Annotated in this window: 26 protein-coding genes; 20 read left to right on the top strand and 6 right to left on the bottom strand. The window is 57.4% G+C overall.

All coding sequences use genetic code 11. The annotated features are described in order from the left end of the window. Positions 1-34: 34 nt before the first annotated feature. Genes ABVF61_RS05755 through ABVF61_RS05740 form a run of 4 tightly spaced genes read left to right on the top strand, consistent with a single transcriptional unit; the run spans position 35 to position 4,089 of the window. On the top strand, positions 35-526 hold the full coding sequence (locus ABVF61_RS05755; protein WP_353992564.1) for a tripartite tricarboxylate transporter TctB family protein: 492 nt from the start codon (positions 35-37) through the stop codon (positions 524-526). Between the two features lies 1 nt (position 527). Then, positions 528-2,051: a tripartite tricarboxylate transporter permease gene (locus ABVF61_RS05750; protein WP_353992563.1), complete on the top strand. Its 1,524-nt coding sequence runs from the start codon at positions 528-530 to the stop codon at positions 2,049-2,051. 26 nt (positions 2,052-2,077) lie between these two features. Next, positions 2,078-3,271: a CaiB/BaiF CoA transferase family protein gene (locus ABVF61_RS05745; RefSeq protein WP_353992562.1), complete on the top strand. Its 1,194-nt coding sequence runs from the start codon at positions 2,078-2,080 to the stop codon at positions 3,269-3,271. Next, positions 3,268-4,089 (top strand): citryl-CoA lyase, encoded by an 822-nt coding sequence (locus ABVF61_RS05740; RefSeq protein ID WP_353992561.1) that lies wholly within the window; start codon positions 3,268-3,270, stop codon positions 4,087-4,089. The genes ABVF61_RS05745 and ABVF61_RS05740 overlap by 4 nt, the downstream gene beginning before the upstream one ends. Positions 4,090-4,153: 64 nt before the next feature. Here ABVF61_RS05740 and ABVF61_RS05735 read toward each other — a convergent pair whose 3' ends face one another. Beyond that, positions 4,154-5,209, bottom strand: coding sequence for a LacI family DNA-binding transcriptional regulator (locus ABVF61_RS05735; RefSeq protein WP_353992560.1), 1,056 nt, complete (start codon positions 5,207-5,209; stop codon positions 4,154-4,156). A 154-nt stretch (positions 5,210-5,363) separates the two neighbouring features. Between ABVF61_RS05735 and ABVF61_RS05730 the strand changes: the two genes are divergently transcribed. The 11 genes from ABVF61_RS05730 (at position 5,364) to ABVF61_RS05680 (ending at position 14,779) form a co-directional block, all read left to right on the top strand. Then, on the top strand, positions 5,364-5,543 hold the full coding sequence (locus tag ABVF61_RS05730) for a hypothetical protein (RefSeq protein WP_353992559.1): 180 nt from the start codon (positions 5,364-5,366) through the stop codon (positions 5,541-5,543). Positions 5,544-5,573: 30 nt separating this feature from the next. Next, positions 5,574-6,716 carry a TRAP transporter substrate-binding protein gene (locus ABVF61_RS05725; protein ID WP_353992558.1) on the top strand — a complete coding sequence of 381 codons (1,143 nt, stop codon included), beginning with the start codon at positions 5,574-5,576 and terminating at the stop codon, positions 6,714-6,716. A 112-nt stretch (positions 6,717-6,828) separates the two neighbouring features. Continuing rightward, positions 6,829-7,344 carry a TRAP transporter small permease gene (locus ABVF61_RS05720; protein WP_353992557.1) on the top strand — a complete coding sequence of 172 codons (516 nt, stop codon included), beginning with the start codon at positions 6,829-6,831 and terminating at the stop codon, positions 7,342-7,344. A gap of 11 nt (positions 7,345-7,355) precedes the next feature. Next, positions 7,356-8,687 carry a TRAP transporter large permease gene (locus ABVF61_RS05715; protein WP_353992556.1) on the top strand — a complete coding sequence of 444 codons (1,332 nt, stop codon included), beginning with the start codon at positions 7,356-7,358 and terminating at the stop codon, positions 8,685-8,687. A gap of 7 nt (positions 8,688-8,694) precedes the next feature. Beyond that, positions 8,695-10,008: a histidinol dehydrogenase gene (hisD, locus tag ABVF61_RS05710; protein WP_353992555.1), complete on the top strand. Its 1,314-nt coding sequence runs from the start codon at positions 8,695-8,697 to the stop codon at positions 10,006-10,008. 4 nt (positions 10,009-10,012) lie between these two features. Then, positions 10,013-10,765 carry an SDR family NAD(P)-dependent oxidoreductase gene (locus ABVF61_RS05705; protein WP_353992554.1) on the top strand — a complete coding sequence of 251 codons (753 nt, stop codon included), beginning with the start codon at positions 10,013-10,015 and terminating at the stop codon, positions 10,763-10,765. After that, positions 10,762-11,757: a zinc-dependent alcohol dehydrogenase gene (locus ABVF61_RS05700; protein WP_353992553.1), complete on the top strand. Its 996-nt coding sequence runs from the start codon at positions 10,762-10,764 to the stop codon at positions 11,755-11,757. The genes ABVF61_RS05705 and ABVF61_RS05700 overlap by 4 nt, the downstream gene beginning before the upstream one ends. 10 nt (positions 11,758-11,767) lie before the next feature. Then, entirely contained in the window at positions 11,768-12,058 is a 291-nt protein-coding gene (locus ABVF61_RS05695) for a UxaA family hydrolase (RefSeq protein WP_353992552.1), read from the top strand. 12 nt (positions 12,059-12,070) lie between these two features. Then, the gene (locus tag ABVF61_RS05690) at positions 12,071-13,252 is read left to right on the top strand and encodes a UxaA family hydrolase (RefSeq protein WP_353992551.1); all 1,182 of its coding nucleotides are present in this window, start codon (positions 12,071-12,073) and stop codon (positions 13,250-13,252) included. Positions 13,253-13,305: 53 nt separating this feature from the next. After that, positions 13,306-14,313 (top strand): Ldh family oxidoreductase, encoded by a 1,008-nt coding sequence (locus tag ABVF61_RS05685; RefSeq protein WP_353992550.1) that lies wholly within the window; start codon positions 13,306-13,308, stop codon positions 14,311-14,313. Beyond that, complete coding sequence (locus ABVF61_RS05680) at positions 14,258-14,779, top strand: universal stress protein (protein ID WP_353992549.1); 522 nt, start codon at positions 14,258-14,260, stop codon at positions 14,777-14,779. The genes ABVF61_RS05685 and ABVF61_RS05680 overlap by 56 nt, the downstream gene beginning before the upstream one ends. Positions 14,780-14,808: 29 nt before the next feature. Here the strand turns inward: ABVF61_RS05680 and ABVF61_RS05675 are convergent, their stop codons facing one another. The 3 genes from ABVF61_RS05675 to ABVF61_RS05665 are packed head-to-tail and all read right to left on the bottom strand — an operon-like array spanning position 14,809 to position 17,147. Further along, on the bottom strand, positions 14,809-15,735 hold the full coding sequence (locus ABVF61_RS05675; RefSeq protein ID WP_353992548.1) for a hypothetical protein: 927 nt from the start codon (positions 15,733-15,735) through the stop codon (positions 14,809-14,811). Between the two features lie 4 nt (positions 15,736-15,739). Continuing rightward, positions 15,740-16,174 (bottom strand): hypothetical protein, encoded by a 435-nt coding sequence (locus tag ABVF61_RS05670; protein ID WP_353992547.1) that lies wholly within the window; start codon positions 16,172-16,174, stop codon positions 15,740-15,742. 1 nt (position 16,175) lies between these two features. Beyond that, on the bottom strand, positions 16,176-17,147 hold the full coding sequence (locus ABVF61_RS05665; RefSeq protein WP_353992546.1) for a glycosyltransferase: 972 nt from the start codon (positions 17,145-17,147) through the stop codon (positions 16,176-16,178). Positions 17,148-17,403: 256 nt separating this feature from the next. On the opposite strand from ABVF61_RS05665, the gene ABVF61_RS05660 reads away from it, so the two are divergent. The 4 genes from ABVF61_RS05660 to ABVF61_RS05645 are packed head-to-tail and all read left to right on the top strand — an operon-like array spanning position 17,404 to position 23,335. After that, positions 17,404-17,697, top strand: coding sequence for a hypothetical protein (locus tag ABVF61_RS05660; protein ID WP_353992545.1), 294 nt, complete (start codon positions 17,404-17,406; stop codon positions 17,695-17,697). A gap of 8 nt (positions 17,698-17,705) precedes the next feature. Continuing rightward, positions 17,706-20,621, top strand: coding sequence for a caspase family protein (locus ABVF61_RS05655; RefSeq protein ID WP_353992544.1), 2,916 nt, complete (start codon positions 17,706-17,708; stop codon positions 20,619-20,621). A gap of 18 nt (positions 20,622-20,639) precedes the next feature. Beyond that, on the top strand, positions 20,640-21,095 hold the full coding sequence (locus tag ABVF61_RS05650; protein ID WP_353992543.1) for a hypothetical protein: 456 nt from the start codon (positions 20,640-20,642) through the stop codon (positions 21,093-21,095). Positions 21,096-21,109: 14 nt separating this feature from the next. After that, positions 21,110-23,335 carry a glycosyltransferase gene (locus ABVF61_RS05645; protein WP_353992542.1) on the top strand — a complete coding sequence of 742 codons (2,226 nt, stop codon included), beginning with the start codon at positions 21,110-21,112 and terminating at the stop codon, positions 23,333-23,335. Positions 23,336-23,442: 107 nt separating this feature from the next. Here the strand turns inward: ABVF61_RS05645 and ABVF61_RS05640 are convergent, their stop codons facing one another. Further along, positions 23,443-23,988, bottom strand: coding sequence for a TlpA family protein disulfide reductase (locus ABVF61_RS05640; RefSeq protein WP_353992541.1), 546 nt, complete (start codon positions 23,986-23,988; stop codon positions 23,443-23,445). A gap of 247 nt (positions 23,989-24,235) precedes the next feature. Further along, positions 24,236-25,567, bottom strand: a complete 1,332-nt coding sequence (locus ABVF61_RS05635) for an esterase-like activity of phytase family protein (RefSeq protein ID WP_353992540.1) — start codon at positions 25,565-25,567, stop codon at positions 24,236-24,238. Positions 25,568-26,372: 805 nt separating this feature from the next. On the opposite strand from ABVF61_RS05635, the gene ABVF61_RS05630 reads away from it, so the two are divergent. Continuing rightward, positions 26,373-26,633, top strand: a complete 261-nt coding sequence (locus ABVF61_RS05630; protein WP_353992539.1) for a DUF4212 domain-containing protein — start codon at positions 26,373-26,375, stop codon at positions 26,631-26,633. Positions 26,634-26,643: the final 10 nt, after the last annotated feature.

The raw sequence follows: 26,643 nt of genomic DNA, 5'->3' as shown, positions 1-26,643 counted from the left end.
CATCGACCAATCATAAAATTCTTGGGGGGGAACGATGGCGCTCGACCGCTGGCTGGCCCTAGTCATCCTGCTGATCTGTCTGGCCTATGGCTATGCAGCCTATTTCACCATGGACGCGCTTTTGCCGCCGATCATGAAACGCAGTCCGATCTGGCCATCGAGCTTTCCGAAGGTTCTGGTGATCGGGGGTATTTTGCTGTCCCTGAGCATCTTGCTCGGTCTTGAAAAGTCTCCCGAGAAAAAGGACGCGACGGACATCAACCTGTCGCGCCTGCGCGAATACAAAGTTGGCCAGGCAATACTGCTTCTCGGGCTGATGGTTGCTTACGCGCTGCTGCTGCGGCCGCTCGGTTTCCTTGCTTCGACCTTTCTGTTCCTGACCGTCGGTAGCTATATTCTCGGCGAGCGCCGCTACGGCATAATGATCATTGTCGCGGCGATTGCTGCAGGCACGGTCTGGTATCTGGTGGATGTGGTGCTTGGGATCTTCCTAAGTCCGTTCCCATTGTTCTTGACGGGGGGCTGAGATGCTTGAAGGACTTTTGACCGGCCTCGCAACGGCCTTCACATTTACCAACATCATGATGGTGATCGGCGGCTGCCTGATCGGTACCTTTATCGGCATGCTGCCTGGTCTTGGCCCGATGTCGATCATTGCGATCATGATCCCGGTTGCGATCACAATTGGCGATCCGTCGGCCGCGCTTATCCTGCTTGCGGGTGTCTATTACGGCGCCGTTTTCGGCGGCTCGACGTCATCCATCCTGATCAACGCGCCGGGTGTCGCTTCAACAGTGGCCACCTCGTTCGACGGTTACCCGCTGGCGCGCAAAGGCCAGGCCGGCAAGGCTCTGACAGTCGCTGCGATCTCGTCCTTTGCCGGGGGGACAATCGGCGCCATTCTGCTGATGGTGTTCGCGCCTGCGCTGGCATCGGTCGCCCTCTTGTTCCACTCCTCGGAGTATTTTGCCCTGATGGTCGTCGGACTTTCCGCGATCGCCGCCTTTGCCGGAACAGGGCAGGTCGGCAAGGCGCTGCTGATGACATTCCTGGGGCTGATGATGGCAACCGTCGGGGAGGGCGTGCTCTTCAACGCACCGCGCTTCACGATGGGGATCATGGATATTCAATCGGGCTTTGGATTCATCACGCTCGCCATGGCCATGTTTGCACTTCCAGAAGCGATTTTCCTTGTTCTGGATCCCAACCGTTCCAAGACCGGAGACGGAAGCGACGGTGGCAAGATCAAGAACCTGCGGATTTCCAAGGAGGAAGCGAAGAGCATAACGCCCGTGATCGGCCGTCAGTCGCTCCAGGGCTTCTTCATCGGAGTCCTTCCCGGCGCCGGGGCGACAATCGCATCGTTCTTGGGCTACGCGGTTGAGCGCAACATCGCTACGAAGGAAGAGCAGGATGAATTCGGCAAAGGTTCCGTTAAAGGGATCGCAGCGCCGGAAAGCGCAAACAACGCGGCCTGTACGGGCTCGTTCGTGCCGCTTCTGACGCTCGGCATTCCGGGATCGGGGACCACCGCCATTCTGCTCGGGGCGCTGATCGCGCTCAATGTCAGCCCGGGACCGCGCCTCATGGTCGATGAACCGCAGATTTTCTGGGCGGTGATCATATCCATGTATCTTGGAAACCTGGTGCTGCTGATCCTGAACCTGCCGCTGATCCCCTATATCGCAAAGGTTCTGGCTGTTCCGCGTAACTATCTGATTCCGTTCATCTTGTTCTTCACGCTGATGGGCGCCTATATCGGGCAGAACAATGCGACGGAGCTTCTGATCCTAGTGGGCTTCGGAATTTGCGCGACACTGTTCCGGTTTGCGGATTATCCGCTCGCACCGCTTCTCATCGGCTTCATTCTCGGGCCGCTGCTTGAGAACAACTTCTCCCGGGCCATGCAGCTCTATGACGGCGTCGGCTTCGTCTGGGAGCGTCCGATGACGCTTGGATTGCTGATCCTGGCGGTTGTTCTGGTCGTTTTGCCGGGCTATCGGGCCCGCCGCGCACGGCTTCGTGCTGAAGGTGTCGCCGACGGCGATTGAGAAAGAAAGCAAAAGGGGCGGGCGTCGTGTCAAAACCGCTTGCAGGTATCCGGGTCCTTGACCTGACAAATGTTCTTGCCGGTCCCTTTTGCTGTCATCACCTCGCGCATCTTGGTGCGGAGGTGATCAAGGTCGAGGCGGCAGGCCGCGGCGACCTTGCCCGCAAGCTCGGCGCTGACGCGGAGCTCAACGAGAAAGGCATGGGCGTTTCTTTTCTTGCGCAAAATGCCGGCAAGAAATCCGTCACGGTCAATCTCAAGCATCCCAAGGGCAAAGCGCTTTTTTTCAAGCTCGTGAAAACCGCCGATGTGCTGGTCGAGAACTTCCGGCCCGGCGTCATGGACCGGCTTGGTGTTGGCTATGATGCGCTCAGGAAAGAGCGGCCGGAGTTGATCTATTGCGCGATCTCAGGCTTCGGTCAGGATGGCCCCTGGGTACACAGGCCCGCCTATGACCAGATTATCCAGGGTGCGTCGGGGGTCATGTCGATCACCGGCGACAGCGACAGTGCACCCCTGAGGGTTGGCTATCCGGTGGCCGATACCGTTGGAGGCATAACGGCGGCGTTCGCGGTCGCATCCGCGCTCAATGCCTCGCCCAGAGGCAGCTTCATCGATGTCTCCATGCTGGAATCGGTTCTTGCCACGATGGGGTGGGTGGTGTCGAACTACCTCAATGCCGGTGTTGAACCGGCCGCCAACGGCAACGAAAACGTTACTTCGGCTCCTTCTGGTGCCTTTGAAGCGGGCGGGGGCCTGCTCAATATCGCGGCCAACAAGGATGAGCAGTGGGTCTTGCTGACGGATCATCTGGGCCTGAGCGGCTTGCGCGAGCGTCCGGAATACGCAACGCGCGAAGACCGGAAACGCAATCGTCTGGCGCTTAAAGCGGAGCTCGAAACTGTGTTGAAGACCCGTCCGGCTCGGGATTGGGCCAAGGAACTCAATCGCCTCGGCGTGCCTTCCGGTGCCGTGCTGACGGTGCCGGAAGTGCTGGACATGCCGCAGGTCGCCGATCGTGGATTTCTGAGAACCTACGAAGACGTGCCTGGTGTCGGACGGGACATTTCCGTCACAACGACCGGGATCAAACTGGACGGGAACGCGCCGAGTGTCGACAGTCCGCCACCCCTTCTTGGCGAGCACAATGACGAGATCTGGACTGACCTGGGCGTTAGCGAGGAAGAGCTGAAGGAATTGCGGAACGGCGGTGCCTTATGAGTGGCGAAAACAATGATGTATCCGATTGGTGGTCGACCGAGATTATCGACATGGCACCTGGTCAGATCCGGTTTCGCGGTCAGCCCATTGAGGATCTGATCGGGTCTGTTTCCTTTCCTCAGATGATCTGGCTGATGACGCGCGGCGCGCTGCCTTCACAGGAACAGGCGAAACTATTGGAATGTGCTCTGGTGGCGGCAGTTGATCATGGCCCCCAGGCCCCTTCCATTGCAGCGGCGCGCATGGCTGTGACCTGCGGGCTCGGTCTCAACGGCGCTATGGCGTCTGCCGTCAACATGCTGGACGATGTGCACGGCGGCGCGGGGGAACAGGCTGTCGAACTTTATGGCTGGATCGACGAGGCCGTCAGCGCTGGGGTCGACGCAGAAGAAGCCGCTGCACAGATGATCGACCGTTGGCAGCAGACCCGAACTGCATTTGTGCCGGGTTTCGGCCACCGATTTCACAAACCGGAAGACCCGCGCGCACCTCGGCTCTTGGGACTTGTCGATGAGGCGGCCCGGGCAGGGACGGTGAGCGGACGGTTTGCAAGGATCGGCCGCGCTGTCCAACACGTCCTCAATACCCGCAAGGGCAAGCCCGTCCCGATGAATATCGACGGTGCAACAGCTGTTATTTACGCCGAACTCGGGTTTGCCGGTCCATTGGCGCGGGGGCTTTTTTGCCTTTCAAGGTCCGTCGGAGTGATCGCGCATGCCTGGGAACAGATGCAACAGGGCGGACGCAACAAGGGGCCGACGCCGCCATCCTACCGATGGACATACACCGGACCCAATCAGATCGAAGACAAGCGTTAGCGGTACATTCTGGGAAGCTGTCGCCAGCGGGCCAAACGGTCTTGCACGTGACAGCTGTCTTTGATCAGACGCGTTTGACCAAAGTTGCTTTCGGGGCCGGGCCAAGCGTGTTTCTGCGGCAGATCGTTGTCGGCAACTCCACGCTCTTTGGCGATTCGCCATTGATTGCGCGCATGAGCGCCTGAGCCGCAAACTGACCCATTCGCCTGTGCGGAACATGAACCGTGGTCAGAGGCACGTTTGCAACGCTCGCCAGCTCAATATCGTCGAAGCCCGTAATGGACACGTCGTCAGGGATGCTCATGTTCAGTGCCGATGCGGCCCTTACAGCCCCGACCGCAAGAACGTCATTGCCGCACATGACAGCAGTCGGTCGGTCGTCGCGGGACATTAGGCTGCGAAAAGCAACGTCGCCCTTGTTGATTGAATAATTTGTTTCCTGAACGATCAGATCGGAGGGGTTCAGCCCGGCTTCTTCCATCGCATCGCGAATGCCATGAACACGATCACGGGCGCGGTCATTTGCTATCGTGTCGGCGGTGATACAGCCGATTTTTGTGTGCCCGTTTTTGAGAACGAGTTCGGCGAGCGCCCGCATGGCGTGCCTGTTGTTGAAGCCGACTGAGAGATGTTTCGCAGCCGGGTCGGAAGCCCAAGTCAGGACCGCCGGAATTTTGCGTTTTTCGAGATACTCATAAATCTTGGGGTCTCGCTGATAGCCAATCAATAGCAATGCATCCGCACCGCGCACGGTCAGCGTCTTGATCTGCTCTTCTTCCAGATCCTGCCGGTAAGAGGAGCTGGCAACCAGCAGAGTGCAGCCGTTCTCCTGAAGTTCTTCCTGAAAGGCCTGGATGCCGCGTGCGAAAATGGCGTTTTCCATTGTCGGAATGATCGCCCCGATTGTATTCGTTCGTCCGGCAGCAAGTGCACGTGCACTGTAATTAGGTGAATAACCCAGGCGGTCGACGGTCTCCATCACGATAGTCAGCGTCTTCTTGGTGACCCTGTCAGGTGTGTTGAGGCACCTTGAAACCGTTGCAGTCGACACCCCCGCCGCCGCTGCCACATCGGCAAGCGTCGGAACGTCGCCTATTGTTGAACTTGTGAATTCTTCCATCAGTCCAGTCGGGTGACGTTCCGCGGTTCGAGTCAAGAGCTAGGAAGGCATTTAAGCGGTTTTCCATTCCGGGGACTAGTTTTTCTGCTTGCAAAGAAAAATGTAAGCGCTTACATTTTTACTGGCCGGGATAACTGATCGTTGGGAGGTGATCATGCTTTTGGCTCTTGCGGCCGTTCTGTTTGCCGCTTTTGTGATCAATGTTTCGATCGGTTCAATGGGTGGAACGCCGTTGCTGGGCAACGTCGGCGAGATGGTTTTGCTGTTCGCCGTTTCCATAGCGTTCACCGCATCAGTCCTGAAGAGAGAAGCAAAAAAACGAACCGGCGACTAACTGCACCTTTTGGGATTTTGGGAGGAAAATATGAAGAAAACAGAAGATCTCGCTTCGCATGAGCGCCGCAATTTCTTGAAGCTTGCCAGCGCTGGCGGCTTTACGGCCGCGGTCGTTGCAGGGGCGGCAGGTGTGCTTTGGTCAGACAAGGCGGTCGCGCAGACCGCTCAGGAAGAGCGGGCGCGAGAGCAGGCCGCCGACCATATCATGACGCTCGCAACCGCCTACCCATTGGGCGCGACGCGCAGCTATCCGATCATGCAGCTCGACCTGAAGGAAAACATCCAGAACGCGACGAACGGCAAGGTCTATGTCAAGCTCGCTCCTGGTGGCCAGCTTGGAGCGGGCGGTGCACTTGCGCAGGCCGTTCAGGGCGGCACAATCCAAGCCGCTCAGCATTCCCTGTCGAATTTTGCTCCGTTTGCATCCGCCGTCGACCTGATCAACTTGCCGTATTTCTGCGGTTCCAATCAGCGCTTCACCAACCTTGTGACAGCCGACGCCTGGAAGAAAGAAGTGCACCCGAAAATCGAGGCATCGGGCTTCAAGGCACTGTTTTACGTTGTCATCGATCCGCGTGTCGTTGCCGTGCGCAAGGGTGGGAACAAGGTGATCACACCGGCTGATCTCTCAGGTGTGAAATTCCGCGTGCCCGGCTCCGCGATGCTGCAGCAATACTACCGCATGGTCGGCGCGAACCCGACGCCCGTTGCCTGGGGCGAGACACCGTCAGCGATCAAGCAGGGCGTTGCAGATGCGCTCGATCCGTCGGTTGGCGCGCTTAACGTCTTCGGTTTCAAGGATATCCTGAGCCACGTTACCTTCACCCAAGCAGTGCCGGACAGTCAGGTCTATTCCATGAACCTGGAGTGGTTCAATTCGTTGCCGGCAGATGTCCAGGAAGGCATTGAGTTTGCAGGAGAGATCTCTGCACAGCAGAACCTTGCCAAGGTTCCAGCCGCCCGTGCCTATGCCATGTCCGAACTGGTGAAGTCAGGTGTGGAGTTCCACTCGCTGACCGATGATCAGCTGGCGGAATGGAAAGACGCCGGCGGATACCAGCGTGAGGAATGGGATCAGTTCAAGGTCGAGCTGGCCGGTTCGATGGAAGCCTTCGGCCGTCTCGAGGAAGCTGCCAATACCATGGGCCGCTACTACGTCCACGACGCTTAATATCACTTCGTCCGGCCGGCGCTTTCAGGTGCCGGCCGGACACCTTCCTTGCATCCATACGCGCGACCGCCGCATCAGAAAATGAACTGATGGGAACGGTAGAGGAGTGCCCATGTCGAATGTCATCAAAGCTCTGGACCGTAACGGCGAACGCTGGCTTCTCCTGGTCTTCTACGTCATGCTTGTCCTGACTATGTTTGTTGAAGTGGTCCGGCGCGAGGTCTTTGCGTATTCCTCCATCTGGGGCGAGGAAATCGTCCGCTACTCCTTCATTTATCTGGCCTGGATCGGTGCCGCCGCGGCCGTCAAGGAACGCGGGCACATTCGCATCGATGTCATCATGCAGTATGTCGGGCCACGGCTGAAAGCGGTGCTCTACATCTTCGGCGACCTCGTCATGGCCTTCGTCGCGGTCATCGCTTTCTATTGGTCGCTGGAGACAGTGCTTGTCTCGGCAAAGTTCGGATCCGTTACGCACGGTCTCAGAATTTCGCAAGTCTGGTTCCTGTCTGCCGTGCCATTCGGCTTCGCCCTGGTCCTCTTCCGCCTTGCCCAGTCTCTCATGCGCGATCTGCGCGACTTTCGTGACGGACGTCCCGTCTACGAAGGCGACAAACTGTTCGACTGAGGGAGGCGACCATGCTTTGGAACCAACTTCAGCAGCAAACCGTCGAACTTGGCTGGGACTTTTACGGTCCGGTTCTGATATTCGTCCTTCTTGTCGCGCTCGCGGTCCCGGTCTGGGCCGCCATCGGTGCCGCGGCCATCGCGATGCTTATGATCTCCGGTGCCTTACCGCTGTCGCTTGTCGGCGAGAGCCTCTTCCACGGCATCGATCACTTTGCTCTGACTGCGGTCCCGCTCTTCATCCTGACCGGTGACGTTCTCGTGCGCACGGGACTCAGCCGCAAGTTTCTCGACGTGGCAGAAGCGCTGACATGCTGGGCGAAAGGGGGCTTCGGTTCCGCGACCGTTCTTGTCTGCGGGATGTTTTCCGCGATTTCGGGTTCGGATGCGGCCGGTGCGGCCGCGGTTGGCAGGATGACGATCGATCGGCTTGTCGAAAGCGGTTACCCGCGTCCTTACGCATGCGCTCTTGTTGCCGCCGGCGCTTGTACCGGTATCCTGATCCCGCCGTCGATTGCCTATATCATCATCGGGCTCGTGCTTGGGATCTCGGCCTCGACACTGTTTCTTGCCGCGCTTATCCCCGGCATTGCCATCCTTGTGTCCATTCTCGTAACCAATATCGTCATGAACAGGATCTACGCCTACGAGGGCGGCGGGCTCATGACCTTTGGCGAATGGGCGGCAAACCTCGGTAAAGCGCTCAAGTCCGGTTGGTATGCGTTCATTGTCCCAGGTGTCATCTTCTACGGAATCTTTTCCGGCCGTCTGACGCCGACCGAGGCAGGGGCTGTTGCCGTGATGATCACGATCACCATGGGTTTCCTGCTCGGTACCCTGAAGCTCTCTGACTTCCCGGCGATGCTGGTGAGTTCGGCAAAGGTCAATGGCGTTATTGTTCCCATCATCGCCTTCTCGTTGCCGCTTGCCCAGGCGCTTGCCATTCTCGGCGTGCCGCAGGGCTTCGTCTATGCACTGACGTCACTGACCAATGAGCCGGCGATCCTGATCCTTATGATGATCCTGATCCTCATCGCCGCGGGCTGCGTCATGGAGACCACGCCCAATATCGTGATCCTGGCACCGATCCTGAAGCCTCTTGCCGACAATATCGGCATGAACGAGATCCAGTTCTGTATCATGATGATCACTGCGCTTGGCGTCGGATTTATTACTCCACCACTCGGGCTGAACCTTTTTGTAGTGTCTGGCCTGACAGGAGAGTCTATCTTGAAGATCGCCGCACGCGCCGTGCCATTCGTGCTCTTCATGCTGCTCGTGACACTGTTGATTGCCTACGTACCGGCAATCTCCACCACGCTGCTTCCGGACATTTACAAGTAGGCCTGAAATGACAGTTGAATATTTGAAAAAAGCGGTTCGAACCTCGAAGACCGACGCATCCGAGACCACGAAAATCGTACAGGATATCCTGGATGCGATCGAAGCCGGTGGAGACGCGGCTGCACTCGAATACGCAGCCAAGTTCGACAAGTATGACGGGGACATTCTTCTGGACGATGCCGCCATAGCGGCTGCATCTGCGGTCGTTCCCGAAAAACTCAAGCAGGACATCGCGTTTGCGCATGCCAACGTTAAACGTTTTGCAGAGGCCCAGAAGCAGACCTGCCAGGACATTGAAGTTGAGGTGATCCCTGGTCTGATTGCGGGGCAAAAGAGCATCCCGGTCGAAACAGCGGGATGCTATATCCCTGGAGGGCGATATTCTCATATAGCCAGCGCGATCATGACCGTCACGACCGCAAAGGTGGCTGGGTGCAAGAACATCATTGCCTGTTCGCCGCCGCGCCCGGGCGTCGGCATCAACCCGGCCATCATTCACGCTGCGAAGGTCTGTGGTGCGGACAGGATTCTCGCGATGGGTGGTGTTCAGGGCGTGGCGGCAATGACCTTCGGTTTATTCGGGTTGCCGCGTGCCAATATTCTCGTCGGACCGGGCAACCAGTTTGTCGCGGAAGCCAAGCGCATCCTGTTCGGCCGGGTCGGTATCGATATGATCGCTGGCCCGACAGACAGTCTGATCCTGGCCGACGGTACGGCCGACGCTGCTGTTGTTGCGGCTGATCTGGTCGGTCAGGCGGAGCACGGTTACAATTCGCCGGTCTGGCTCGTCACGGATTCGAAGGCTCTGGCGGAAAGGGTCATGGACCTCGTGCCAGAGCTGATTGCGGATCTTCCGGAGGTCAATCGCGATAACGCGACAGCTGCGTGGCGGGATTATGCGGAGGTCATCCTGTGCGGTACGCGCGAAGAGATGGCGGCGACATCAGACAGCTATGCACCTGAACACCTGACCGTGCAGGCACAGGACCTCGACTGGTGGCTGGACAGGCTTTCCTGCTACGGCTCGCTTTTCCTGGGCGAGGAAACCACCGTTGCTTTTGGCGACAAGGCGTCCGGAACAAACCATGTGCTGCCGACCTCAGGGGCGGCCAGTTACACCGGTGGTCTGTCGGTCCACAAATACATGAAAATCGTCACATGGCAGCGGGCGACGCGGGACGGCGCAAAACCGGTTGCCGAGGCAACGGCGCGGATCTCGAGGCTTGAGGGGATGGAAGGCCACGCCAGAACGGCCGATATCCGGCTGAAGAAGTATTTCCCGGAGGAAAACTTCGACCTGAGCGCGGATCCCGGGGCCTGATGACATGTCTGCCTTGTTCGATGTTACAGGCAAGGTTGCGTGCGTGACCGGGGCAAGCTCGGGTCTTGGCAGGCGCGCGGCAACGGCGCTGGCACAAGCCGGGGCGTCCGTTGTCGGGGTTGCGCGGCGCTCCGCTGATCTTGAGGCCTGGCGCCGGGATGCCGGTGGTCAAACGGCTTCAGTGACGGCGGATCTCTCGGATCGAGCGTCTCTGGGCGCCATTGCGGGAAACATCGCAGGGCCATTCGGGCCACCGCAGATACTGGTTCATGCAGCAGGTATCAACACGCGGCAGGTCGCAGACGAGGTGACACCGGAGGGCTGGGACATCACACTCAGCCTTAATCTCACAATTCCGTTTTTTCTCAGCCAGGCCTTTGTTCCGGCCATGCGCGAAAAAGGGTGGGGACGGATCGTCACCTTCGCGTCTCTTCAGACGACGCGCGCGTTTCCGGGTGGAATTGCATATGGTGCGTCCAAGGGAGGCATCGGTCAGCTAACGCGCGCAATGGCCGAGGCGTGGTCGAAAGACGGAATAAACGTGAATGCCATCGGCCCGGGTTTTTTCCCGACGGAATTGACGGCAGCCGTTTTTGAAGATGACGAACGGGCGCGGCGCAATGCCGGTCAAACCTGCATCGGGCGCAATGGAGAACTGGAAGACATGGACGGGCCGCTTCTGTTCCTTTGTTCCAATGCCTCTGCTTTTGTCACGGGGCAGGTCCTGATGGTTGACGGAGGCTTTACGGCAAAATGAAAGCGCTCGTTTACACAGGACCCGAAACACAGTCCTTCAAGGATGTTGCCGACCCTGTACCGGCTGATGACGAGGTCCTCGTCCAGGTTGCCCACACGGGCATTTGCGGTTCGGACATGCATGCCTTTCTCGGCCACGATGAGCGCCGCCCAGCGCCCCTTATTCTCGGGCACGAGGTCGCCGGTACTGTCATTTCGGGCCCGTCTGCGGGACGGCGGGTTACCGTTAATCCGCTTGTCAGCTGCGGTGTTTGTGAAATGTGCCGGACAAGCAGAGACAATCTTTGTGCCAACCGGCAGATCATTTCGATGCCGCCACGAGAAGGCGGTTTTGCAGAGTATCTGGCAATGCCGGAAAAGAACCTGGTTACGGTTCCCGATCATGTCAGCGATGCGCAGGCCGCGCTTGCCGAACCGATTGCCTGCGGCTGGCATGCGGTGCGGCTTGCCCGGCAGGCTATCGCTGGGGATCCGGCTTCTGTTCGCGCTCTTGCAATCGGGGGTGGCGCAATCGGCCTTGGAGCCGCGCTCTCGCTGAAGGCGCACGGCATATCCACTGTTCGGCTCGTGGAACCGAACCCGGAAAGGGCGCAATTCCTCTCAAACGCTTGCGGTATTGAGGTGCTGACACCTGAGGCGGCGGAGGACAGCGGTCTTTATGATGTCGTCGTTGATGGCGTCGGGTTTGCTGCAACTCGCGTTGCAGCTTCAGCACGTGTCAAGCCAGGTGGCGTCATTGCGCATATCGGGCTCGGTTCAGCTGACGGCGGTCTCGATATTCGGCGGATCACGCTTCAAGAGATCACTTTTATCGGTACCTATACCTACACGGCGCAGGACTTCCGCGATACGGCGGCGGCCATGTTCGACGGGCGTCTTGGCACGCTCGACTGGGTCGAACTTCGCCCCCTGTCTGAGGGGTTGAGAGCTTTTTCCGATCTTCGTGCCGGACAAGTATCCGTGCCAAAAATTCTACTGACACCAGACACTTAAGGAGACATTCATGTCTGAAATCCCCCACCTGCTCGTCCATGAACATGCCGACAATGTCGGCGTGGTCGTTGTGGAGGGTCTGACTGCGGGCACCGATATGCTGTGCTGTGTAACGCATGACAATTCCACGTTCAGGCTCACAGCGGGCGCGGATGTGCCGATCGGGCATAAGATCGCGCTTAAGGATCTCATCAATGGCGACACAGCTATCAAATACGGTGAGGATATCGGAAAGATCATTGCCGACATTCCAAAGGGCGGCCATGTCCATACCCACAATTGCAAAACGAAACGCTGGTAAGGAGCCGTGCCCATGACTTCCAAGTATTCCAACATCACGGTCAAGGCTTTCCGGCGCGAGAACGGCCGGGTCGGTGTGCGCAACCACGTCGTCATCCTTCCGGTTGACGATATCTCAAACGCGGCTTGCGAAGCGGTTGCCAATAACGTGAAAGGAACAATGGCGATCCCGCACGCTTATGGCCGTCTACAGTTCGGTGAGGACCTGGAGCTGCATTTCCGCACCATGATCGGGACCGGTGCGAACCCCAATGTCGCCGCTGTGGTCGTGATCGGCATCGAGCCCGGCTGGACGAAGCGCATTGCTGACGGGATCCGTGAAACCGGTAAACCGGTGGCCGAGTTTTCGATCGAGCAGAACGGAGACTTCGAGACGATCCGCGCGGCGTCCTGGAAAGCAAAGGAATTCGTGCACTGGTCGACTGAGCTTCAGCGTGAAGAATGTTCCATCTCCGATATCTGGGTTTCCACAAAATGCGGCGAGAGCGACACCACGACAGGTCTCGGATCATGTCCGACCGTCGGCAACATGTATGACAAGCTGTTGCCTGAAGGGATAACGGGCTTTTTCGGCGAGACCTCCGAAATTACAGGCGCAGAACATATCTGCCAGAAACGGGCGATAAACGAAGAGGTTGGTGAACGCTGGTACAAGATGTGGAAGGCCTATCAGGACGACGTCATTTTCGCCCACCAGACAGATGACCTCTCCGACAGTCAGCCGACCAAGGGAAATATCGAAGGTGGCCTTACGACCATCGAGGAAAAAGCGCTCGGTAATCTGGAAAAGATCGGACGCACGTCGCAATACATCGACATTCTCGAGCCGGCGGAAGCGCCCAAGTCCGGTAAGGGGCTCTACTTCATGGACTCCTCTTCAGCCGCGGCCGAGTGCGTGACGCTTATGGCGGCCGGCGGTGCGGTCATCCATACCTTCCCGACCGGGCAGGGCAACGTTGTTGGAAACCCGATTGTGCCGGTCATCAAGATCACGGCAAATCCACGCACGGTTCGCACCATGAGCGAGCATGTCGATGTGGACGTATCCGGCATTCTGAGACGGGAAATGACGATCGACGAGGCGGGCGATGAGCTGATCGACATGATCCGCAGAACGGCAAATGGCCGCAACACCGCAGCCGAGGCTTTGGGCCACCGTGAATTCTCCATGACCAAGCTCTATCGTAGCGCCTGATATGTCCAGCGGATGGCTGACACGTCAGCCATCCGGCAACCAGGGAAAACTCAATGGATCCGACCAAGCGCCTGAGCCTTGAAGAAGCGACGAGCCTGATACGCTCTGCATTTGTCGCGGTTGGCGTGCCTGAGGCCAGCGCACAGTCGGTCGCCGCGGCTCTCGTTGCGGCAGAAGCGGAAGGGCAGGTGGGACACGGCTTTTCGCGTGTCGAGGATTATGCCGCACAGGTTCGCAGCGGCAAGATAAAGGCAGCTGCTGTTGCCGAGATCCGCACGACCGGTTCGGCAAGCCTTCTCGCAGATGCCGGAAACGGCTTCGCGTATCCTGCCCTCGATCAGATCATTGAACAGGGTGCAGCGCTTGCCCACCAACACGGATGCGCGACAATGGGAATTACACGCTCCCATCATTGTGGTGCCTTGTCCGTTCAAGTGGAAAAACTCGCCCGGCAGGGGCTCGTTGCGCTGATGGTGGCAAACACGCCGGCTGCGATGGCGCCGTTCGGTGCCAAAAAGGCTGTTTTTGGAACCAATCCTATCGCATTTGCCGTACCGCGCCCCGGCAGGGACCCGCTGGTCGCGGATCTCTCCTTGTCCAGGGTTGCGCGTGGCAAAGTCATGAGCGCGCACAAGGCGGGTAAGCCAATACCGGAAGGGTGGGCACTTGACGGTGATGGCAATCCGACAACCGATCCTGAAAGAGCGCTTCAGGGCACAATGCTTCCCATTGGCGGGGCGAAAGGAACCGCCCTGGCGCTGCTGGTTGAAATCCTGGCATCGGTCATGACAGGCGCTTCCTACAGTCAGGAAGCCTCTTCGTTTTTCAAGAGCGATGGGCCACCTCCCGGCGTCGGGCAGTTCCTCATCGCGATGAAGCCGCTTGATGAGCATTTCGGAGCACGGCTGGAAGGCCTTCTTACGCTAATCGCATCGCAGGACGGGGCAAGGCTTCCAGGCGAACGCCGCGCGACTGCCATTCGAGATGCGCAGGAGAACGGTATTGATGTACCGGTTCGTTACCTGGATGCGCTCGAACGGCTCGCTGCTGGTGAATCATAAAAAAGCAGGGTCTGAGCAGATCACGGAAACGGGGAGTTCCGACAAGATGTATAAGCACATTCTCATTCCGGTCGCGCTTGACCACGAAACGCTTGTTGCGCGCAAACTCGAGCTTGCGCGGCATCTCCTGGCACCGGACGGTCAGATCACACTCCTGACGGTCCTGGAGAATATTCCGGGGTTCGTGTCCGAATTTGTCGATTTGAAAATCGACAATCATCTGACGCAGAAGGTTTCCGACAAGCTGAGGGCGGTGGCAGAAAATGATCCGCAAATCAGCTGCAAGGTTGTCACCGGAAAGCCAGGCGTCCAGATCGCGGCATTTGCGGAGGCGAATGAAACGGATCTTATACTCGTCGGCTCCCACCATCCCTCAGCGCAGGACTACTTCCTGGGATCCACGGCCTCCAGGGTTGTCCGCAGGGCGGGCTGTTCCGTTTTTGTCGTTCGTGAGGATGTCGACTAGAGTGTTGATCAAAAGCCCCGGCAAGGCTCCTAGACAGTGACGCGTAGTCCGAAATCCCGCTTCACGTGATAGACTGATTTCAAGAAACGTGATGCGTCCGGGCTCAAATCCGCTATATCGAGTTCCAGCTCCTCGTTGAGGCGTTTTCCGAGATCAACGATTGCCTGAAGCCTTGAACCATCCTCTTGCCAATCCGCAAGAATTTTGTCTCTCCAAAAGCTGTCGATCCATTCGTAGTCGGAGACAAGCCTGTGTTCGAAAGATTCGAGAGCGGTCATGACGCAGCCGAGCCGCGCTCCGAGAATTGCCCAGTCGCCGTTTGGAGCGTCCATGCCAACGCTGCACCAGATCCGAAGGCGTTCATAACTGGCGGCACCGGCATGTTTCAGAATGGCCTTGCCCTTGGGCAAATTTGGATAGGCCTTGGCGGCAAGCGTCCCGTCGGCCAGGTTCAACTTAACGCCCTCGCGAAAACCGCCGCGAAACGCTTGAAACGGGGTCGCTGTCATGTGCACTTCCGATAGCACACGCTTCACCTGATAGTATGGCGTCGTCCAGCAGAAATCGACGGCTGCCTCCGGCCGACGAGCATTCTCGTGTGAACGAAGGGTCAGGAGGGTTTCGCGCGGCCAAATCTTGACACCGCCATTGCCGTATTCAAGCGCATTGAGCACGTTGCGGGCACTGAAAGAAAACACGGCACTTCGGTCACGCGGGGCAATGTCGAAGCGGCCTGAGAAGAAACTCTCGTCGGTCAATAGATTGTCGGCGTCGATCGTGATGACATGGGCGCTGCTGCTGATCTGACCTGCCTTGCGGTGAGCCGCATCAAAGCCCTTGACGCCGTGTACACGCATTGCATTTGGCAAAAGTTCCTGAACACGCGAAAAATGAACGTCCGCATTCGGCTCGTCGAAGCTCAGGAAAACCGCATCGCACTTTGACAGTTCGAGCATAGCTTCACCAGTTCCGGTCGCTGCCGAGATGTACGATGGCCTCCGGAGACCATTTCTCGATCAGCAACTCCTTGCGCCGTGCGAAATAGGCGCTCCAGTCCAGGTCGGGCAAGTGAGCCATATTGGCGGCTAGGTTTGGCAATGTGTCATAAGCGAACTCAGAATTGTGTAATGGCACAAGGTCCATCAGGTCGACGACAAGCACTGCCAGCATGTTCTGTTCGCTTGCCCCATCCCTTGCAACCGGTAACAGCGGCTGGATCTCCGTCCAATCGAGGCCACACAGATTTACGAGCATGATGGATAAAGGTTGATCCTCGCTGACGATACCTTCGATCACGTGGCTGTCCGCATTGAACGGCCACGCAGCTTCGTCGGGGGGCAGTTTTTCTGTCTCGGTGACGCCGGTCCAGCGTGCGTTTGAAAATAGGTTTTTCATGTCATGTTCCCCGCGGCCTGCATACCGGAGCCACAAGCGTTGTCATAACGTCATGCCATGCGGATGCAACGATCACTGCATCACGTGCTGCGCTCGCATGTGCCGCTGCACGTCCTCGTTCGGCCCAGGTCTTCGCATCGGTGCCAAGCGCCACCCGAAGGGCTCCGTGAAGATTACCCGGTTGATAGAGCAACCCGGTGCTCTCCTGCTCAACCACGTCGCGCAACCCTGGGGTGTCGGGGCCGAGGACGGCGCGCCCGAGCGTCGCGGCCAGGATGGCCGAACCAGACGTGAGTGACGCGCGATACGGCAGAACGATAAAGTCCGCAGCCGCGTGCAATTTGCCAACCTCTTCCGGCGTTGCAAAGCCGTTTCGATAAACCAAACGATTGTCTTCAGGAAGTTCGATTTCGAGGTCTTTCTCCGTGTGTCCGGCGATTATCAACCGGTCATTGGCTTTGGCGATTGCGAGGAATGCCTCGATGAGCTCGTTTGGCTGCTTATAAGGAGCAATCCGGCCCGGACACAAAGCTATCATGCCGGCTTCCGGCAAGCCCAAACTCTCCCGGGCAACCTCGCGAACGAAAAAAGGGTAGGCACCCGTGTAGTTCTGATGAGGTATTACGCGAATTTTTCTGCCAGGAAGATTGAGTTTGGCCTTTGCAGCGGCAAGCGCAGGGAGCGAATGCAGGTGCAGGACATCGGCAAGTTCCAAGAGACCTTTTTGAAGATCGTTATTTGAGCCGCGTTTGCTTTCGTCATGCGGGCTCAGATTGTGTATCGTCCAGATGACCTTGCCGCCAGCCGCACGAAAGCTGTCCAGCTGGTTGAGAAAGCGCTCAATAGGCTTCGGTTCGGTTTGTCTCTCGTAGACTGCATGCTCCCAGTGCAGATGAAACAGACGCTGCTTTGAAGGAGAGGCTGCCTGCATATCGAGCGCATCTTCGATGGTTCCGGGTTCTGCCTCAAACATAGGCTCCAGGGCTTCGTAGAGCAGCTTTTGATATGGGTTCGAGGTCCTGTAGTCAGGAAAAAACGTTATTGGAACTGGGTTTAGAAAGGCGAAATTGCTCATGGGACACCTTGGCACGTCTGTGCACTCGCGACCAGCAACTATCATGCATGATCCTACAGCGCGGGCGAGGGTTGACACGATATCCGGCGTCGCCTCTAATCAATCAGAAGATTTCTGATTTTTTATTCGACAATCAATTCGGGTGAGTGCGGCCATGGCACGATGGGTCCTTGGGAAAATACTGGCAATGCTGAGCGTGCTCGGCATCCCGCTTAGCAGCGCGGCTGCACAAAACTCCAAGCAGTTCGACACGGCGGCTTCCGCCCGCGCCTATTTGCGCGCAAACCCGGATGGCCCGGAGGCGAATGCAGCTTTTCTCGCGCTGGTCGAATTTCGGTTGATGCGCGAAAACCCGGGACTGTCCCGGGACGACATTATCAGGACCTTTAACCAGGGCGCTGCAGCGTCCGTGACCGGACGTCAGTCTCGACTGCCAGGCCTTTATTGAGAAGATCTATGCAGCAACCGATACGGTTTTTGCTCAAGTCCACAAGCGTTGTTGCCGTTGCAGTAATGGTCCTGTTCGGGCCCGCTGAAGCGCAAACGGGCGATGCGCTGGCAAACTCGACATCACGGGTCGCCCTTGTAATCGGCAATTCCGCCTATCGCTCAGTTGCGCCCTTGCCCAATCCGGTCAATGACGCGGAACTCGTGGCCGAGAAGTTGTGGGAAGCCGGATTTGAGGTCATCGAAACGACCGACGGCGATCGCGAAAAGATGCTCGCCGACCTTGCCACTTTTCGCAGCAGGTTGCGCGAAGGCAGTGAAGCTTTGTTCTACTACGCCGGGCACGGCGTGCAGATTGGCGGGCGCAACTATCTGCTGCCTGTATCAGTCGCGCCCAAGTCGGTCGAGGAACTCGTCGAGCAGTCAATCGATGCACAGCTCTTCGTGGATATCATGTCCAATTCAGGCGCAAAGCTGAACATCGTTCTACTCGATGCCTGCCGCAACAATCCGTTCGGCGAAATTACCGAAGAAGAAACGGAGACCATTGCGTCGAGAGCGATCAGTCTGGGCGCTTCGCGCGAAGAAGTTTCCCGCGGCCTGGAACAATTGTCCCAGTCAAGCCGCGGCGGTCTGGCGGAGATGACGGCAGGTGATACCGAAACGATCATCAGTTTTGCGACGGCGCCAGGGTCTGTGGCCTATGATGGCGAAGGTCGGCATAGTCCCTACACACAAGCGATCGCCGACAACATTAGCGAGCCGGGTCTGGAAATCATCGACCTGTTCCGCCGTATCCGGGGGCACGTCAGGGAAACCACTGCTGGGGAGCAGATTACCTGGACGACCAGCACGCTGGAGAGCCGCTTTTATTTCATGCCGGAGATCGACGACCTGCGTGCCGCTACGACCGGCATGTCCATTGCCTCCGACACGCTCGGCGGTCTTCCGCCGCGCCGCGTAATCGACCGGACTTTCTGGCGCTCCATTCGCGAAAGCGACAGGGCAGAAGCGTTTGCGTCTTATATCCGCACAATGCCGGCCGGCGCATTTGTGGAAGATGCCAAGGAACAGCTGAAACAGCTGGGCGGCGATCCCGATGCGATCCTTGTTTCAGATACCACGCTTCCGGGTGCGGAGCGCCGGGAAACCGGTGCGCTTGAAGATGGTGTGCGCGAAGAGTTCGAGGCCGCGATCAACGCAGCACAGGTCACGGTGCCCATAGGCGTTGGCACGAAACCGCTTAACAGTAATCGGGGCGAGGCCGGTTGGATTTACGTCGAAAGTGCTTCCCGCCTTGGCGTGGTAACGGAAAGCACTGGCAAGCCTATTCATGGCGGCACAGTGCACTGGCTCGCAGATGACAATGAACTGTCCTACACGCCGCAGATTGGCTCCAATGGCGGACGTGACAAATTCCGAAGTGTTGCCTTAGGCGATGAAGGGAACACGTCCCCGGTCGAGGCGCAGCTGGATGTTTATGTTGATGCCTGCGATATTCTTGCTGGCAATCCCTATGACAGCCAACGCGTAACGGCGGGAACACGGCAATTCATCATTGACCGGAACTTCGACGCCGCGATTGAAGTGTGTGAAATCGCCGTTGCCAACTATCCGGATGTGGAGCGGTTCTGGGCGCAGCTCGCCCGCGCCTATCGTTCTGCCGGCGATTACGACAAAGCGATTGAATGGCAGCAAAAGGCTGTTGATGCAGGCTATGCATCCGCAATGGTTTACCTTGGACAAATGCATCTTGATGCCCAAGCGGTGCCGCGCGACTTCGCCCGCGCAAAGGAACTGTTTGAAGAAGCCGCGGACCGAGGTGAAACAGCGGCCTACACGGCACTGGCGTGGATCTACCGTGCAGGTGTCGGCGTGCCTCAGGACTATGGCAAGGCTCTTGAGTTTTATCGCGAAGGCGCGGATCTCGGAAACGACTGGGCGATGACCAATATCGCCGAATTCTACCAAAAGGGCTTTGGTGTCGAGAAAGACCCGAACGAGGCGGTCAACTGGTACACGGCTGCCGCGAAAAGCGGGGAGCTGACGGCGCAAACACGCCTCGCTCGCATGTATCAGAGGGGCGACGAAGTTCCGCAAGATTTCGAGGAAGCCCGGTTCTGGTTCGAGACGGCGGCTGGCCGCGGTGTGCCGAATGCGCTTACGCGGCTCGGGATCATGTATGAAGCGGGGCAGGGGGTTGATCAGGACATCGAAGCCGCCGTCCGCCTTTTCACGCGGGCAGCGCGCGAAAGCGATTCCGAAGCGTTTTACCGCCTTGGGCGCGTCTATGCTTCTCGGCACCCGCTTTTCGATGATCCGGGCCGCGCCGCAACACTTTTCGAGCGGGCCGTCTCAGAAGAGGTCTATGGCGCAGGCCGCGGCCTTGGTAAGCTTTTGTTCGAGGGGCGAGGCGTCCCCAAGGACGTTTCCAGAGCGCGTGATCTCTTTGCGTCGGAAGCTGAAAAGAATCCGTGGACCGCGCGGGACGCCGGGCGCGCCTGGGCGTCTTCAGAAGGCGCTGAGCCGAATTTTGAAGAAGCTGCGCGCTGGTTCCGAGTTGCCGCCGAAGGCGGTGTGCCCTGGGCCGCGCTGGATCTGGCCAGGATGAGCGAAGCAGGTCGCGGCGTTCCGAAGGACCGCTTGGCAGCTCTTGTGTGGTATGCAACGGCGCTCGGGCTGAGCGACGACGCAAATCTGGCCGAAACCGTCGGTAAAAACACGTCGTCCTACAGCCAAAAGGAGCGCGTTGCCGCTGCGCAGACGATTCTTCTCAGGCTGGGCGTTTTGTCAGGCACAGCTGACGGACAGTACGGCCCTGCAACGCGCAGGGCCTTGAACGATGCCTTTTCCAGTCGCGGTCTTTCCGCGCCAGGTGATGACATCACGCTCGACATCCTGTCGACACTTACACAAATGAAATGAGACACAGGCGGGAATCCCATGATCAAAAGCACTGCGGCTCTAATCGTCTTCATGGTTTTCCTGACCGGCTGTGTTAGCGTCAATCGTCCTGACGTTTCGATCAATGAAGAGGTCGCGCGTCTTCAGCAACTCGGCTTCAGGCAAGTTACGCAGACATCCGACGGAACCCGGATCTTGCGCTATAGCGGTCGCGTAACGCGTGCCGTTGAGTGCCGTCGCAGTGCGGGGGGTGAGTTTGCACCCATTCCGGCAAGCGGACGAAACGCCGACGGACAGAGCCAGACGGTCAGCCTTGATGCGTACCTACAACTTACACCCGGTGATGATGGTGTCTTGAGAAACTCCGGTCGCGATGGCATCTACATTCTGACCGTGAAAACGCGCGACGGTCGCCTATCCACGCTTACAGGCACCAAGTTCGGACCACGTGGACAAGGTTCGTTGCCATCGGGTCTGACTTGCCGGGCAGCCTGACCGGGCTGACCTAATTGGCTCGTTCATCCGCCACAAGGCTTGATGTCTGCGTCCTTGCGGACATCCGGAAAGGGGATGTCGCATCCCCATCTCATGCGGCTGCGCTTAAGGCTTTTGCTGCGGAAGGCTATAGCATTGGATTGTTGCCGGTTGCATCGCCGGCCATCAAGTCAGATCCCTACACTCTGGATCCTTGTTACCGACGTCTCTTCGAGGACGCGCGGATTACGCGATTGGCACCGGGAGCCGTTGTCGAGTGTGCCCTTGCTCTCGGCTTAGACGACCGGCTCTTTGCGGCACCAGTGAACCCTGCATGCGATATCAGGGCAGAGCATCGTGTCGTTACACTCGAGCGGCCGGCATCGTTCACCTCGCTTACGCCACGACAGCGAGAACTCATGCGCAGTTATGCCGAGGAGGTGTTAGGCGGTTCCATCGTCTGGGCGCCGAACACAAAGATCTCCCGGGACGCACTTTTTTTTGCCGCCCCCCATTGGCCGACGACCGAAAAAGACTGGGTATCTGTCGTGCCAACGTACACGCCAAGGATGCGCGAAGCGACTGAATGGGCCAGGCCGAGCGTTGGCATGGCGCGCGTTTCGCGCGCGAGGACGGTGTTTCCGAAGGACTGGGGCGAGAACGAAGAATATGACTTTGGTTCAGCAAACGTGATGTGGCGCCTGAGATTGGCTCCGGACGCACATCGTCCAAGCTGGCCGCAAGCCGCACCCATGCAAGTCTGGCCCGACACCGAAATTTCATTGGCGGATTTTCTTGCGAAGATTGACATCCTTGCCAATGCCGACACCGCGGCCGAAGATCCCTGCCCGATTGAAGTCCTTTATGCGCTCCGAAGTCGTGTTGTTCCCTTTCTGGAACCAGAATTCCGGACTGTCTTCTCCGGCACGGCAATTTATGGCCGTTCCTCTGAACTAAATCAGCGTGCACTTGAGTTTTACGACAATCCGGATCTTGCTTCTGATCTTCGAGACGGTGCCGAGGATCTGATCGTCACGGCCTTCTCGGCGAATGCTGCGGTCAAGTGGTTGAAATTTTTGATTGGAAAACCGCGTGAGAACTCTTTTGCGCCCGCCGTTCACGCGACACCAAATTCCACTGCGCTGTTCTTCTCCACGAATGGTGTCGGCCTTGGTCACCTGACGCGGCAACTTGCTGTTGCGCGCCGTTTGCCGCCTCGGATCACGCCGGTCTTTCTGAGCCACTCGAAAGCGATCGATATCATTGGTGCACACGGCTTTGTCGCCGAGCACTTGCCGTATCACGCTGCCTATGGAGAACGAAAAGAGCACTGGAACGCCGCCCTTGCCGACGCGCTCGAAACGGCGATTGCCTTCTATCGCCCTCGGGCGGTCGTCTTTGACGGAAATGTTCCATTTGTCGGACTTATGAAGGCAATGGAAGCATGTCCGGATGTGGGGCGCGTTTGGATCCGGCGGGCGTTTTGGGGACCCAATCGGGATCTCGAAGCTCTGGAGCGGGGAAAGGCGTTCGACCTGATTGTTGAACCCGGCGAACTTGCCTGGGCACGTGACGACGGCCCGACAGTCGCTCTGCGGCCAGATACGCGTGAGGTTGCGCCCATCACGCTATTGGACGGCCAAGAACTCCTCGATCGGTCCGATGCCTGTGAACGGATTGGCCTTGATCCGGACCAGACGAATATCCTGGTTGCATTGGGCGCCGGAAACAACATCGATACAGGCAACATGACTACGCGAGCGCTTACCCACCTCCACGGGCGGAGTGGCATAGGTGTCACCGTTGCGCAGTGGCGCATTTCCGCAGAGGCATTGGATTTGCCTGCCGGTGTTGCGCGGCTTACCGAATACCCCTTTTCCAAGTTCCTGCGGGCGTTTGATTTTGCAGTCGCTGCAGCCGGTTACAATACGTTCGCAGAACATGTGCGTGCAGCCTTGCCGACAATCTGGATCCCAAACGAACACGCACAGCAAGACCAGCAGATCTTGCGAGCACGCTTCGCGGTTGCACAGAACCTCGGTTTACTGGTCAGGCATACCGCTGCGTTTGATCTTAAAAGCAGTCTCGACCGGATGCTGCAAAGTGAGACCCGTGAGAATATGCGTGCGGCTCACAAGTCCTTGAATCGAGAGGCTTCACAAAACGGCGCTGTCGCAACAGCAGAAGCCATCGCAAACTTGTGTGGAACGGTACTTGTTCGGGAAGGGCAAAAGGACGACATGTTCAAGGCGCTCCCTTGAATTCAGGTGTTTTGCGGGACCGAAACGCGTTCAACGATCCACGTTCCCCGGAGCGTCGCGGGCCAATGTAAAGGTGGTCCATGAACCCGGAAACTGTTCGCCGGCCTTCAGGATCCGGCAATCTCCTGCAGTTGTCGGACAGTTTCGGGACGATCCCATTGGGCAGGGCCAACCATACGCCCCAGTTCGCGACCGTCCGGACCAATCAGAACCGTTGTTGGAATGCCGACAACGTTGAGCGCTCTCATGATGTTTTGTGCCGGATCCATATAGACCGGCAGGTCTGTAAGTTCGTGACGCTTGTAAAAACGCTCGATTGCCCCGGCGCCATTCACGTCGATCGAAATGGGTAACACCTTGATGTTGTCTCCACGCAACTCGCGTGAGAGTTGGTCGAGCGCCGGCATCTCTTCACGGCAAGGTTCACACCAGGTCGCCCAAACGTTCACGAACACATAGCTTCCTTCAAATGCCTTCAGATCCACCTGCACGCCGGCTTGGTCGGTAAATTCCGCGTTTGGAAGTTCACGTGGTGTTTCCAGCATGGCAATCCGGCCAATCGGAAGTTCGGTCGGAAACAGAATTGGATAAATGTTCGCAACAGCCACGAAGCTACCGATGATGACGAGAAAGGTAACAAGTGACGAACGCATGGCGACGGCTAAACCTGGGTTTGAGTGCCGATGACCCCAGCACACTCAAAATGAAAAAACGCAATCCGTGTTCAATAATTCAAGTGTCGTGGATTAGTCGACAGGCCAGCATATCAAAAGAGCGTGTCTCAACAGGTCCTCTGCTGGCTGATCGCGGCTCTTGAGGTCGTCAACCTGTCTGGGAAAAGCGATTCTTGCAGGCTGTGATCTGAACATGTTTTGTCAATGTGCGGGCTGCGTCAAAGCGCTATTTTGCGCTCGCTTTCAAAAACTCGACCACCTCGAGCAGGATGAATTCATTGTCGTCCCGTGCCCCAAGCGTGCGTCCAAACGAAAACGGAAAGTTATTGTCATTCCCGACAATGATGTGGTTGTCATCTACGCGATCGACATTCTCAATCGTAACGAATGGAAACGTAAACATACCGTCTTCCCGTTTGCCCTGCCTGGCAAGCCCGTTCGGGTCCTGAATACGCAGAAGATCGATGTAGCCGACCTTATGAACCGGTTCGCCGGGTGCAACACCATCCATGTCGATGAGGTAGATACGCTTGAAGGCGGCGGGCTGTTTGAAACAGTTTCCGGTCGCTTCCTCTTTGCAGGCAAATTCTGCGTCACCCTGACCGCTGTCACGCTCGATAATCAGGCCCCGCGTTTCGTCGATCATGTTGAAATCGCCTATTGCGTGATCGGGCGCTTCGAGAGGATAGAACCAGGACCGACCGGTCCATTTGCGGGTCTGCGCGTCCATTTCAAGGAGCCGAAGCGCCGTTCTGCCATCCGCTATGGTCTCGTAGGCGCCTTGTTCAGCGTCCCAAAAAGGACCCTCCAGGAGTGGATAAAGCGTTTTCCCGTCTACTGATGCAGCGAGACCCTCAAAGCCACGCGAACGTTTCACGTTTTGCTTTGCTTCCGGCGTATCAGGATTGGACAAACCAATGAAGGGATTGTCCGGCGACAGGATGGTGACGCCATCGACGATTGTTTCGTGAAACTCCGTGACTGCGCCGCTTTCAAGATCCGCAACAAGAATGAACGGACCGAATTCGTCGCCGATAACGATTTGGTCGCCTACGATCTGGAAACCTTCAATGTCGAAGTCAGCACCCGTGAGGTATCGCTTTTCGGTTGCTTCCATCGCCAAAGGGAAAGGCACAACCTTTTCCGGATCGTTCAAAAACACCTGCTCGGCACTTTCGACCTTACCCGTGTCGAAGTCGGGTCTTACTCTGGAGAAATAGAGCATTGCATCCGCAGAGTTTGCCTTGCCGCCAAAGCCGTTGTCCGTCAGGACATAATACGTGCCGTCGCCGATGGTCTTGATTCCAGAAAACCCTTGAAGCGGTTGTCCGTCAAAGGGCAGGCTACTGCCTTGGGTCGGTACCGCGCGTGAGCGGCGATTCCCCGGTCCCGTGAATTTGCCCGAAACCTTGAGCGCGTCCGGCGCGTCGGCGGGCGCTGGAAAAAGGGTTTCGGCGGGGAGCACCGCATGACCTGCGAGTGTTGCTTCGAACCGTGTCTGTTCCGCGAAAACCGAAGTTGCCAAGGTCAACAGCAGTGTTGTCAAAAGCAAGCGCATTTCACTGTTCCCCGAAAAGAGAAGTTATGTCTAACGACTGATTGTTGTCAGAAAATGTCGCTCGGGTTTCAGTTTCGTGACTTCGCCAATCTCAATTCGCATCCGACCCGCACGCAAAGTCGAGCGAATTCGCATGTTGAGTTTGCGTTCATCAATCATCAATGTTGCCGGAAATGCAGCGCCGATTTCGCATGGCGTCAAATTTCCATGCTGCGCTGCATTATCCAATGGTTCAATAGGCCGGTCGTTCCAACGCGCACTTAGAGCGAGCAAAGTTCTTTCAAGCCAGCGGACGGGCCTCGCAAAACACAGCGAAGGGCGAAAAAATCGCAGAATTCCGCGTTTTCTTAACCATATACCTAAGTATTAATTCCTCGGAATATTAGTGTAGATACGTATTCTAATACCTAAGTAGCGTAATTCGTAAGTAGTGTTGAAACGGTGTCATCTGCTGATAGTGTCCCCGCGTCAGTTCCGATCATTTTCAGTTTCGATCTGAAAAAGTTGTTCTCAAGTCATCGCGCGCCTTTGTGAGGCAGGCATCGTGGTGTTTTGGAATAACCGGGGAAATTCGTGCTGTTTTTCTTTCGATGAGCATGATTTTCCTTGAAGCGGTGTTCGTCGCGCTTTGCTCCGATCAGAATTGCAACTTCGATTGTCTGCCTCGCGGTCAATTCACGCGTGCTCAATTTGTGCATTGCGGGAGAATGCCTTTGTTCAAAGGGCTGGTCAGTCGCCGGGAAACAGCGGATCTGGAAGGTGCCGCGGTTTCCTGGAAACAACAGGACGATGTGGAGGAGACGACATGTCCGAAAATTCATCCAACAACGGATACTGGTCTGCAAACATGCGGATCATATCGATCAGCCTCGTGATCTGGGCGCTGGTGTCGTTCGGGTTCGGCATCCTGCTGCGCCCGCTCTTGAGCGGAATCACGGTCGGAGGCACCGATCTCGGGTTCTGGTTCGCGCAGCAAGGTTCGATCCTGGTCTTTCTTGCAATCATCTTCTTCTACGCATTCTGGATGAACAAGGTCGACCGTGAACACGGCGTCGACGAAGAATAGGGGCACCCGG

It is taken from the genome of Roseibium sp. HPY-6 (assembly GCF_040530035.1).
In the GTDB taxonomy this organism is placed as follows: domain Bacteria; phylum Pseudomonadota; class Alphaproteobacteria; order Rhizobiales; family Stappiaceae; genus Roseibium.
This window is presented reverse-complemented; position numbering and strand designations above follow the sequence as displayed.